The organism is Barnesiella propionica (assembly GCF_025567045.1).
GTDB lineage: Bacteria > Bacteroidota > Bacteroidia > Bacteroidales > Barnesiellaceae > Barnesiella_B > Barnesiella_B propionica.
Genome location: NZ_JAOQJK010000007.1, coordinates 172,740 through 185,698, shown reverse-complemented (window position 1 = coordinate 185,698; position 12,959 = coordinate 172,740). Strand labels below are relative to the sequence as shown.

Sequence of the window (12,959 nt, the reverse complement as noted above, 5' to 3'; positions counted from 1 at the left end):
TGTATATCTTTTTTATTTCTTTTATACTTTCAAAGATTCGCTCCGGAACTCAAAACTCTAACTTATTGTTCTTGTCTTGACGTTGACTTTTTTTATTTCCCTTTTTCCCGACAGGGGGTTAAGCCTGTCAAAAAAAACGTCTCGTACTACTTTGTCTATTGTAATTATTTCAATGAACTTTTATTGCTATCTTCGTGTTTTCTCTTTAAAGGGGAACCTCCGAAGGGAAAACGGGGCAAAGATAATATCTTTTGCGGGATTCTTCCAAATCTTTTGGCCTCTTTTTTTACCAGTGATTAATTTCTTTCCCCAAAAGCGACGGCAAAGATAATAACTTTTTTTCCCTCTCTCCAAATCTTTTCTATGTTTTTTTGAAAAATAATATTATCTGATACAACTATATCCTGAATTACAGATCATTATATCGCAAAAAAATATTTTAAAAAAATCCGAAGTTATTCAGAACATCTCACATTCGTCATAACTTCGGACTGATATTTGAATATTATCGTAACATCCGATATTTATTTTATGTGATAAATGCCGGATAAGTATCTATTTTATCACCTTAAAATTATATGTTTTATCGGTATTTTTTATTTGTATTATATAAATTCCGGATACCGGCAACGGTATTTTATATATTTGCGTACGAACATTTACCCGGGAAATGCAACTGCCGGATAATGTATATACCGAGATAGTTTCATTTCCGGACAAGCCCGAAATATAAAGTTCATTCATATAATTCAAAATCTTCACCGGGCTTTTTCCATGTAATACTTCAACTCCGGAAGCTTCTTCTGTAGTCGCTTTCATCGGGGATGTCCATACGGAAAAGATATTTTCACCCCATACCGAACGTACCTGATAATAATATGCTGTTTTGGATTGGAGCCCTGTAAACCGATAAGAGGTTCCATTAGCGGGAATATCTTTATGTACATACGAGATATCGGATCGTATATAGGAAACTTCGACATCATCAATCGCCAGATTGCCTTTCGTTTTTTTATATGTGAATTTAAAAGCCGAAACTTCTCTGTCGGCCGGAATATTATCATAAGTGGCTATCTGTTTCTTCGTGTTCTCATATTCAATAGTATCTAAAGGCATCCAACCTCCGGGTGTCAACTGTTCTACCGTAAAATAAGATCCGGCGCCGGAAGAAGGGAAACGGTACATAAAAGATAAGGAGGTCACTACTCCCGGGTAATTGCATGTTTGCAACCACTCGTCCATATTCTGGAAAGAGACCGAAGGTATTGCTTTACCGGAACTCGCTTCGGCCGTATAGCGTCCGCTCACCGTCCCGGTCCATCCTTCCGGCAAGGGCTTACCTGAAGCTCCTATTTCATCAAAGGGCTGAGTATTCTTTATTGTTTCTCCGGGTATAATGGTATACAGATTAAGCTGATAGGAACCGGCTTCGGCAACTTCTTCCCAATTTGCCGTAAATGAAGTACCTGCGACATCGGAGGGTTCCAGTATTTGGGGAGCTTCCAATTCTTGTGTCCGGAGCTGTACCGTATTCGAAGCGGGAATACTGGAATTGGCTGTAACGGCTTCGGCCCGGCACGTATATGTAGTACCCGGCTTCAAACCTTTCACGGTATATGATACGCCTGTACCTGCCGAGACATTGGTCCACAGGGGGTGTTGTTCGGACTGAAGCTCCATAACATGTTTTCCTAAACCTAATATGTCATCTATATCGGAAACGCTCCATTCCTCCCAATTAAAATCAAGGGCCGGATGGGTTACGTTACTTTTCCGGTACAACGAGACATCTTTCCCCCAATCTTGCTGCATATCGGGAATACCGACCATATCTATCATCATTCCTTCCCAACATAAAGCTACTGCATCATTTCCATTGAAATTCATAACGGAGTATTCGCCTCCTACCTTTTGGGAAGCTAACGCGCTTAATTCTGCGGAACACTGGGTATTTACGACTAAAAAGGATTTACCAGCCGCTAAGATTCCTTTTAACGGACAATCATCTCCAAAATCTCCACGCCCGTTATTTTGTTTTCTCAAACTGTAAGCGGACAGATCGACATCGCGGCCCGTGCCGTTATATATCTCAATGGCTTTATTATAACTGCTTCCTTCTATGTAGGCTGATATGATAAGATTACCGGCCGCAATATCTCCCTGATACAGGCTTAAGCGATAATCTGTTACAGAAGGATAGTTCACCCAGTTCAACGTACCTCCGGTCGCAGAGGTATTGGAAGATTCCAAAAGTCTGAAACCTGATACCGCAACTGCCGTAACGGGTACTTTAAGTGTATCGGACAAACCTCCGTCCATCAGCAGGAGTGTGTCACGCGCAACTTCTACATTCGTGGCAGAAAAACGTATTTCCAAATTACAACCGGAAATAGCATCCTCTTTAGATATGGTATTCTGCGAGGCGGATAATCCCGCATTTCCGTTCTGCCAACCGACTGTTACATTTTCTGTCAGGTTCGCTCCTTGTATCCAAATATCAGTTTTCAGCGGATATTGTTGTACGGTGGCTCCCATATCTATCCTGGTTCCTTTTGCCGGAGAGGCAAGGAAGGGTTCTGTTTCTTCAGGAAAATGATAAACGGACAACGTATCTTTTCCCCAAATGTATTCGGCCAAATCGGGATAATCAATAAACGGATTTCTATTTCCCTGAATATTATAGACGGCTTCGATGCGATCCCGTTCTTTTGGGCTGACAGGATCCTGGCGATGCCATTTGAGTAATAAATCTATCGCCCATTTCTTCCATACGGGATAGGTATTGTTATCGAGCATGGGCGATTGCCACAGGTCTGCCATTTCTTCATAGGCTGTCACGACATAAAAATAAGAACGGGCGAAATCGCCTTTGTATTCATCGGCAGGTTCAAATGCCGTACCTGAATAATAATCTCCGAAACCGTTCTTGCCTGTTTGCGATACTCCGTTATCAAAACCGGGCGTCCCGGCCATTTCTCCCAAGGGAAAATTATTCTTGGAAGAGTTTGCCGAACCGTCCGCCGGATAGAGATGAAACAGATCCCTGTATGCATAATTCTCATAGGCTCCCCACCAGCTTTTGGGGAAGGAGTGCTCTATGTGCATTCCTTTTATAGAAGAGTATCCGTCAAAATGACGGACCTCAGACGAATACATATCCCACACGCTGCCATCGTCCCGGCGATCGGTCCTGAAAAAGCCTTCCCAGGTATGCCCTTCCCCGCTTCCATACTCAAGAAATTTTCCTTGTTTGATTATATTATGCAAGGCCGTCTTCAATTCTGCCTTACTCTTTCCGTCCGCAAGATAATAATATCCTGCAGGTATCTCTGAATAGGCCGTATATGTAATACTGCATAATATCCAAAGCAACGATAGCGAACGTGTGATTTTCATAGTGAAATTAATTTAATTAATTATTTTATATGTATCTACGTTTTTATCTTGTTCCAGACGGAGAATGGAGACTCCTTGTACTTCATTCGTAATCGTTTCATCGCCGACACAATTTACCTTATGGAAACGAATACGTCCCATCATATCGTACAGGGTGACGTTTGTTCCTTGTCTTATATTCTTAATGTATATCATACCATTTGAGGTTCCTACGACCGGTCTGTCCGCATCCATACTTTCCATACCATCCGTTCCGGAAGATACGACGATCTCATTGGTTGTCTGGGCCTGTCCCCCTACCGATGAAACAGTATAATAATATTGGGTTGCAAAGGGTGTAATATTTTTCACTTTATAGGAAGTTACCAATCCTACTTCCTTCGGATAATCCTGCACAGGCACTTTTTCGGCTTTTGCTCCTACGGAAACAATCTCCGCCTCATCTACATAGACTCGTCTTTTAGATGCTGCAAAAAGCGAGATTTTAGAATTCGGCGTACCACTTACTGTCACAGTATAATCGGAATATGCTGCTGACAAATTATCCCACTCTGCTTTCTTTTCTCCGTCAACTTTTAGGGTCAGTACCGCATCGTCATCGGAGCCATAGTATTTTGCCCGTACTTTAACCACCGATTCTCTCGACAAATCAATTTCCGGCGAAGTTATTTCTCCGTCGCTGCTTGTTCCTATCCGAACAGCTCCTGCATTCGTTTCTTCGGTCGTCATTACTCCGCCCGTAGAAGACCAACCATTCAACTTGGATTCGTCAAACGTCTCGTGTAATATCGTTACGGGTTCTTCTCCGTTATATTCCATTGTATATACGTTCAGCAAATACCCAGTCACTCCAGGGCATCTCGACCAGTTCGCCACAAATGAAGATGAAGTTACATCCGTTGCCTGTAATGCCATAAAGTCACTGTTCGATGTTCCTGTCAGCTTTACTTTAACGGGAGCAGAGAGGCCTCCTCCATCAATAATGAGTTCGGCACTATATTCTCCGACATTCACCGGATGCCATAAAATTTCCAATGAATAGCCACTTTCGGCCTGTTCGGGAGTGAGAACAGACACCGGTATGGAAAATGAATTCTCCGTATTATTAGTCAGCGACAACGTGATATTACCGGTCAAATTAATCGCACTGATATCTACCGTTTGCCTGCTGTCGGTATCGAAAGGAATAGTTCCAAAATCGACTGTAGATCCATTATAAGGGGTTTTAATATAAGGATAATCTACATCTCCTGAAGGGGAGAACGGTAAATTTTTTTTATTTCCCCATACATATTCGGCCATATCGGGATAATCTATATAAGGGTTCCTGTTCCCTTGTATTTCATAAACCGCATTGTTCCTGTTAATTTCTTTTTCGCTTACAGGATCTATACGGTTCCATTCGAGCAACAGATCTACAGTCCACTGTTCGAATACCGGATACGTATTGTTATCCAACTGATTCAAGGCTGATGTTCCTGTCCACCTATCACTAAAGTCTTCGTAAGCTGTTACCATATACATATATACCCGTGCAAAATCTCCTTTATATTCATCCGCCGGCTCCCATGCTTGTATTTCACCTCCGGGACGACACTTGGTAGTACCGACTTTAATTATTCCGTGAACCTGTGATTTAGATCCGTTCACGACAGCCATAGGATAATTACTTTTAGCGGAGTTGACTTTTGAATCCGAAGGATTTAAATGATGCAAATCTTTATATGACTGTAACTGCGCCCCTCCCCACCAGCTTTTTGCGAAAGAGTGTTCTATATTCATACCGGATGCAGGACTGTTCCCGTTAAAATTCACCCGATTGTTGGAATACATATCCCATACCGTCCCGTCGGGGCGGCGGTCGGTTTTATTAAAGCCTTCCCAAGTATGGCCTGCTCCGCTTCCATAAGCGAGTGTATTGGCATGTTTAATTATATTATGAAGTGCTGTTTTCAGTTCGGCGGCACTTTTTCCTTCTGCTGCATCATAATATCCGGCCGGAATCTGCGCATATAACAGAACCGACATACATAACACAAGAAGGGTGAACACCCTGCGGAGAGAAATCCTTTTTATCATGATAATCTAATTAATAAGACCGGAATAGAGACAAAAATATCTCTTATCCCGGCCTGATATTCTATTTATTTATTAATACTTTCATCGTACGGCTTAATACCGGAGATGTTACTCTCACGATATAAATACCGCTATTCATTGATACTTCTTCTACTTCATTATATAGTGTACGGGACAATAACAAACGTCCGTCCAATGTATAAACTTGCAGGGAAGCACCTGTTCCGGCGTTAACTATTTTCAAAATATCGGCTTCGGTATATACCAATATGTCATCATCGAAAACTGTTTCGGCCCCCGAACTAATAAGGACTGATATATTATTGGAGGGGGTTCCTTTTACTCCATCCACTACCGGCGTCACATTGTAATAATATTTATTCGAACCGGTTAAGCCGGAAACCAAGGAAGAAGTTACCTTTCCTACACTGCACGGATATCCGTCGACATGTACTATATTGTAGCCTCCGCCGGTCTTCAATACTACATTTTCCAAATATACCCGTTTGCCTTTTTCGGCCCGGAACGATATACGCGATGCTGATGTTCCTTCATTCACAGGTATTGTTTTTTCTACGCTTCCTCCTGAATAGGTCACCTGACTGATCTCTTTTCCATCCAATAGGATGTATAAGGTGGCATCATCGCTCCCATAAGGTTTAGAGGTTACTATAAGTGTGGCATCGTGCTGACTCAAATCGACTACGGGAGTAGCGACAAGACCATATTTACTCCCTGAGCCTAACCGGAGTCCTCCGGCTTCGGGGTTCTGATAGCCATTAGAATCGTACTGCCATACAGCGGGTTTCTGACTGTTCAGGAAAGACTCATTCAATAAAACTTTTTCAGGGGCCGACGAACCATAATCTTCATACCATACATCCAGTATAAAATCGGTCGCATCGTTTTTGGGAGTCCAGTTTGCCACAAAAGAGTTGTTTGTTATGTCTGTTCCTTCCAGGGCTATAAAATCATCTACTGCAGAACCTTTTAGTATCACTTCCTGAGCGGCGGCAAGTCCTCCGCCGGATATCTGCAGTTTTGCCGTGTGTGTACCGACTGATTTAGATTGGTATGTTACAGGTACTTCAATACCGTTATTGGCCTCTTCTGCTGTTAAAGTATTCTTTCCCAAAGTGAAATAAGATGCTTCTGCTCCCAATAAAGTTAATGTAAGGGTACTTTCCAAATTTTTGCCTTTAATACGAAGATCATAGGTTACCGATGAATTTTCGACATTTACGGAAACTGTCCCTACATTTATTTCACTACCAGAAGCAGGAGCTTCTATCCACGGTAAATCGCCGCCACCGGGATAGAAAGGAATATTTTGTTTATCACCGAATACATAATCTACCAGCTCGGGATAGTCGATAAACGGATTCCTGTTTTTCTGTCTTGAAGCATATACGGCGTCGTTACGGTTCCGTTCTTTATCACTTACCGGATCTTTTGCATTCCAGTTCAACATCATTTGTAAAGTCCACTTGGTGAGATAAGGATAAGACGACGTAAATACGTCATGTCCCCATCCTCCGCAGGAAGGAGAGAAACGGGTTACAGCATAAAAATAGGCCCGGGCAAAATCTCCTTTATATATGTCATTGGGCTCAAATACGGTTCCTGAATATCCTGAAACGGAGCTTGAACCCATTTTAGAAAATCCTCCATCGGAAGTATATTTGGCACTTCCCACTTCTCCGAACGGTAAATTTCCCCGGCGATTATTCACATATCCGTCAGTAGGATATACCAGCCAAGCATCGGACTTGGGTTTCCCGCTCCCGAACCAGCTCTGAGGGACAGAGTGTTCGCGGTTATAACAATCTCCTTCTCCACTATAGCTTCCACACTTTTGACCAAAAGAAAAATTGGAAGTCGAAGAATACATATCCCAAACTTTTCCGTTAGGTTTCACATCGGACGTTTTATAGACATCGTATAGTCCGTCATAACCAACATCCGTTGCTTTATTTACGATAGAGGATAAAGCACTCATTAAAGCCTGCCCTTTTTTCCCGTAAACCGAATCGTAATAACCACCGGGAATCGCAGCATGCGCAAAGGATCCACAAAAGAGGGCCATAAAACCCATTAAAACCAATAAAGAATTTTTTCTCATTGCATCTGATTGTTTAGGTAAAACCGTCCCTTTAAAAAAGGGGTGAATCTTGCAAAGTTATAAAAAGAATATTTATAAATGGAATTTTTTCGCCGGATTTTATGCCTATAAATAAAAAGAACTTATCCTGTATGTTTTACAAAATAAGTTCTTCAAAATTTTATTGAATATTTTACATGTTTTCCGAATCCATTATTCCTTTATGTCCTCTTACTTTATCTTTAAATATCTGATATCTATATACCAAACACGTGGAAATGAAATACACTCCTGTCAGTATCCATAGTATGGAATATGCTTTACGAACATCATATATGCCGGCTCCGGCAGTATTCATCCGTACAAATCCTTCGATCCCCCACGTAGAGGGTATTATCGCACCGAACCACCGCCATACATCGGGCATAGCATATCGCGGCCATGTAATTCCGGATATAAATAAAAATATGAGGGAAGTAAATACGAACAGCAGGAACGATATTTCCCTTTCTCGTACAAAGACCGATAAGGTCATGCCAAAAAAGACGGATGACAAAAGGAACGGTACACAGAATGCGTATATTTCCCACTGAACTCCGAGTTGTGGATAATTGAACAACCAGGGTATAAAATGCAGTATATATACAACCGGGAGAATATAGAGGCTAAAATAGCACAACGATTTGCCTATGACCAAATGTAAAATATTATTATGCATATATTCCCGGCCGTCATAATACAGATGTAATTTATTATGCTCATATAATCCTCCTGCCAACATTCCTATACCCAGTACGAGGCTTTGCTGCAATATGAGAATGAGAATTGCAGGAATGAGAAACGATGCAAAACCGGACTCGGGATTATATAAAGTTATGGAGCTGTAAGGAATGGGCTGGGTAGCTACATTAATCTGCTCTTGTGTCGCTCCGGCTAAAGACCGGGTCTGGAGTTTCCCACCTATGTTCATCGTCACATCTGTAAGAGCAATAAGAAAGCCTTTATAGTTGAGCAAAATACTCATATCGGAATAAAACGAGACGACTCCTTGTTCTCCCCGTTGTATGTTACGGCTAAAATCATGGGGTATATATAATATTCCATAGCACTCTTTTTCATGCATCAGCCGTCTGGCATCGTTCATATTGGCACAATAGGATATAACATCAGCATTAGGGGTCGCATCCATTTCCCTCACTAATTCCCGGCTTAGGGGTGTACGGCAATCATCTACTACCACCATCGGGACTTCCCGTACGACTTCGGGATTATAGACCAAAGCATAGACTAAAGGATATGCAAACGGTAGTGCAAAAAAGAATATAAGTACCCCTAAATCACGGAAAACCGTACGGTATTCATTTTTCCAGATATAAAATATATCGGCGATTCCTGCTTTTACAGAATCTAAAAATCTCAATGACTTCATTTTCTACCTTTCTTTTTTCAGTTCCGGGGTCTTATTCATGGTACGTAAACTTGTCTCTCCAAAGCCGTCTTTAATCGCTTCAGCAACGGCAGTGAAGCCAGAGCAAAACAGATAAGGGCTATATAGTGTATTCTCGAATAATATAAAGGTATTCCATTCAACGCCTGATCGACGTAAATAAGAAAATAATGTCTTAAAGGCAATATGTTAGTTATTACCTGAAAAGGGGTATACATCGCAGGAACGGGGAATGAAAATCCAGTGATGGAAATTGCCAGTATCCCCGTCAACCCGGCAATACTTAGTCCGATCCGCAACGAGGGAGCAAAACTCATCATGATAACAGCCATACTTTGAGAAGCTATGACCAACAAGAACATGGCGAGAATCATATGCCAGATATTTCCATTCATAGGGAAATGCAGATATCCGTACAGCAAAGACTGGCACATGAGTCCTACGGCAAAGAAAATAATAGTCTGCGGAAGTAATTTGCCTGTCATAGCGATAATTATAGAATTATCGGCCCTACGCAGCCATTCCCGCGACGTACCATGCTTCATCTCTGTACCTATGCTGAATACCGTCACCAGGAAAATCATCAATTGCAATAATCCAGGCATGAAAGTATTATTCAGATAAATAGAATAATTAATCCACGGATTTCCTAATGCATGCATGTCAATGGGGATCGGCTGCAGCTTCGGCATTATCTGTTCTTCCGAAGCTCCCGTTGCCAGCAATAATTGCTGTACAATCGCACCGGAAGCCAGGACAGACATAGTTTTAAAACTCTTATACAGCAAGGATCCGGGGATGTAGTAAGCATTATTGGTATAAAAGGATATTTCGGGCTGACGTCCTGCCAAAGCCCTGGCCTCAAAATCTTCGGGTATTACCAGAAAACCGAATATTTCGCCCGATTGCATCGTTGCCCGGGCATCGGAAAAACTGTTCAGCTTATAAGCCACGTCAACCGATTCTTGGGCTCCCAATTGCCTGGTAAAATTACGGGATGCAGGCGAATGGTCAAGATCTACTATGGCTACGGGTATCTTAGAGGGTAATCCCTCTCCCATCAAAGACAACAAAAATCCAAAGCTAAAAAGCGGGGCTACAATCATGCAAAGCACATAGATGGGACGTGATACCAAACGGCTTAATTCCCGTTGGATAGTCGCCCATAATCCTGTTTTCTGCATTGTTTGTTCTGTCATATAGTTTTATCTTATAAGAGTTGATACTCTACATTTTATTTGTAAAGAATTCATTCTTTTACCAACACCGACATTCCCGGACGCAAATTTTCAATTTTTTCTACGGGACGAGCTTTAATTTGGAAGGTCTTGGCATCGTACTGTCCTGTAACCTTCGTCGCCCGCCAAACGGCATAAGAGCCCATATCTTTTACATAGAATATCTTGAGCTTTACTTCTTTATTCCCTAAAGCCGGGATTGTTGCATTAATTTCTTTACCCATTGTAAAATCTTCCAGCAAGTCTTCACGGACATTGAAGGAAACCCACATATCGTCTAACCGCAATACATTCATGATGGGAGCACCCGGGCTTACCAACTCTCCGACATTCGGGAAAATATCGGAAATCTCACCATCGTCGGGTGCAACCAGATAAGAGTCTTCCAGCATAGCTCCTACCTCATCTACTCCGCCTTTTGCCACATTTAACATCGCAGCGGCAGCAGCTTTATCTTCTTGCTGTGCTCCTTTTTTAGCCATTTCATATTGAGACCTGGCCGCACGTTCGGTGGCCTGCATCGATTTATAAGCAGCTTCCGCTTCATCCCGTTTCTGAGCAGAGATCACTCCTTTTTCATACAAAACCTGCATACGTTCATAGGTTTTTTTTGCTATCGTCAGCCCGGCTTCAGCCTGGTTCCACATATCTCTGGCAGCATTAAGTATTTCTATTCTCGTTCCACGATCTACTTTTTCATTCTGAGCCTGAGCCGCATTTTCCATCGCCGCAGCCTGGAACATTTTAGCTTCCAGCAGAGAAGAATAAATATGCACGACTGTATCGCCCTTGCGAACCGATTGTCCCTCTTCTACCATAAACTCGACAACACGTCCCGGGAGTTTTCCTGAAACTCTTACCTGAGTAGCTTCTGCCTGCCCCTGAATAATAGCAGGTTCGGGTTTAAGCATAAAAAGACCGATTAAAGCTAATATAACTATAATTACAATCAATGCAACCAAACCTGTAATAAGGCCACGCTCTTTTTTTCTTTCCAGATTATCCATTGTGAAGTTATTTTTTCTGATTTTATAATTTTGTTATATCCATGTCTTTTCAATATTTCATCCGGCCTAATGCTTTTGCCAAATACACTTCGCAAAGACGAACATCAATGCCTGCATCTATCTTTTCGGAATTGGCCTGCAACCAGGCTGTTTGAGCTTCCAGTACATTATTGGTAGTAAGAACTCCTTCCTGAAAACCGATTTGGGCATTTCTCAGATTTTCTTCGGCCTTTTCCATATTTTTACATGTCATCTCATATTGTTTCACCGACTCCGAAGCTTTAAAGGAGGCTTGATTTACCTGTAATTCTATTTTTTCTTTTGCATCTTCTAACTCCAACCGGGCAATCAATGCTTCGCTTTTGGCGGCACGTATCTTATTATAATTCCCCCCCCAGTGAAGAATGGGAATATTAAGCATGACCCCGACATTGAACATGCCTCCAAATTCATTTTTAAATCCGTTAAAAGAACTGGGGTTACTGAAAATATAATTTCCCACAAGTGCTAACTTTGGTAACATATCGGCTGTGGCTACCGTCTTTTTCTTATCGAAAATCTTGGTAGCCAAAGTAAGACTTCGTATCTCGGAACGATTTGCATACACATCATCCATATTAAAATCCAAGTGTACCGGACCGGTCACTTCATCCCGCAAAGTTTCATCTTCCAAAGTCATCACCGTATTTACCGGCAAACCGCATATCTGGGCCAACAACATACGGGATAAAGTAAGCCCGTTATTTACTTTGGTTACGGCAATCTGCGCCTCGTTCAATTTCACAGCTACGGTGAGACCATCGGATTTAGTAGCAACACCCTCATCTATCATAATTTGCACATTACGGTTCAATGAATCGAGTAATGCCGCATAACTCTCCGCCAAATCTTTTTTATGTACAAGAGAAATTACCTGCCAATAGGCTTCATCGGTAGCAAATACTATATCTTTTACTGCCGTACTTTTTTGAGATTCAGCCAATTCTTCAGCATAACGGGTAATATCGTTCATCGCTTTTATCTTACCACCCATATAAATAGGTTGCGTGAGCGTAACGGCTCCCGCAAAAACATTATGGATATCGAACTCCATAATTTTATAGTCATCAAATTTATCTAATAATTCATTTAAAGGTCCTTGTATGAGCTGACCAACAGGCCCCAATTTTCCAAAGTCAATTTCGGGGATATTCATATTAGCCCCGGTGAGCGAAACATTTTTCTGATTATACATATAAGAACCCGTAAAATCTATTCCGGGCAAATAAGCACTGAAAGCTGTCTTTCTGGCATATCCCGCAGATCTCACCTTTTCATTCGCAATCTGCAAAGTTTTATTATTTCTTATCGCCATATTCCGGCACGAGTCCAACGATACCGGTAACTGCGCCATCCCTGCAAACATGATCGTTATCCACATGCCCAGCATCATAATTCTTTTTATCTCTCTCATATAGTATCAAATATTCTATGAACGAAAACCGTTAATATTTATTCCTACAACAACAGTTGCATAAACAATCTTTTATCATGGGCACAAAAATAATCTTCTTTCACAGAATCAACAAGAGTTTAAAGATATTAGTTTTCCATATTTACTATTTTTTAATATTTGCATTCATTTCGCATCATATCATAAAAACCGGCACAGCTACAATAATGCTCTTTTATCACTGTCCATCCGCAAATTA

The 12,959-nt window shown here is 41.5% G+C and carries 7 protein-coding genes; all 7 read right to left on the bottom strand.

The genetic code is table 11. The features are described 5' to 3' along the window. Positions 1 to 555 precede the first annotated feature (555 nt). The 7 genes from OCV73_RS10925 to OCV73_RS10895 all read right to left on the bottom strand — a co-directional run bounded on the left by OCV73_RS10925 (position 556) and on the right by OCV73_RS10895 (position 12,712). Positions 556 to 3,396 (bottom strand): endonuclease, encoded by a 2,841-nt coding sequence (locus OCV73_RS10925; protein ID WP_147552129.1) that lies wholly within the window; start codon positions 3,394 to 3,396, stop codon positions 556 to 558. Between the two features lie 12 nt (positions 3,397 to 3,408). Further along, entirely contained in the window at positions 3,409 to 5,475 is a 2,067-nt protein-coding gene (locus tag OCV73_RS10920; protein WP_147552128.1) for an endonuclease I family protein, read from the bottom strand. 61 nt (positions 5,476 to 5,536) lie between these two features. Continuing rightward, positions 5,537 to 7,597, bottom strand: a complete 2,061-nt coding sequence (locus OCV73_RS10915; protein WP_147552126.1) for an endonuclease — start codon at positions 7,595 to 7,597, stop codon at positions 5,537 to 5,539. A gap of 172 nt (positions 7,598 to 7,769) precedes the next feature. Further along, on the bottom strand, positions 7,770 to 9,005 hold the full coding sequence (locus tag OCV73_RS10910; RefSeq protein WP_262512951.1) for an ABC transporter permease: 1,236 nt from the start codon (positions 9,003 to 9,005) through the stop codon (positions 7,770 to 7,772). 35 nt (positions 9,006 to 9,040) lie between these two features. Beyond that, positions 9,041 to 10,222 (bottom strand): ABC transporter permease, encoded by a 1,182-nt coding sequence (locus OCV73_RS10905; protein WP_147552124.1) that lies wholly within the window; start codon positions 10,220 to 10,222, stop codon positions 9,041 to 9,043. Between the two features lie 50 nt (positions 10,223 to 10,272). Then, positions 10,273 to 11,268, bottom strand: coding sequence for an HlyD family secretion protein (locus OCV73_RS10900; RefSeq protein WP_147552122.1), 996 nt, complete (start codon positions 11,266 to 11,268; stop codon positions 10,273 to 10,275). A 49-nt stretch (positions 11,269 to 11,317) separates the two neighbouring features. Beyond that, the gene (locus OCV73_RS10895) at positions 11,318 to 12,712 is read right to left on the bottom strand and encodes a TolC family protein (protein ID WP_147552137.1); all 1,395 of its coding nucleotides are present in this window, start codon (positions 12,710 to 12,712) and stop codon (positions 11,318 to 11,320) included. Positions 12,713 to 12,959: the final 247 nt, after the last annotated feature.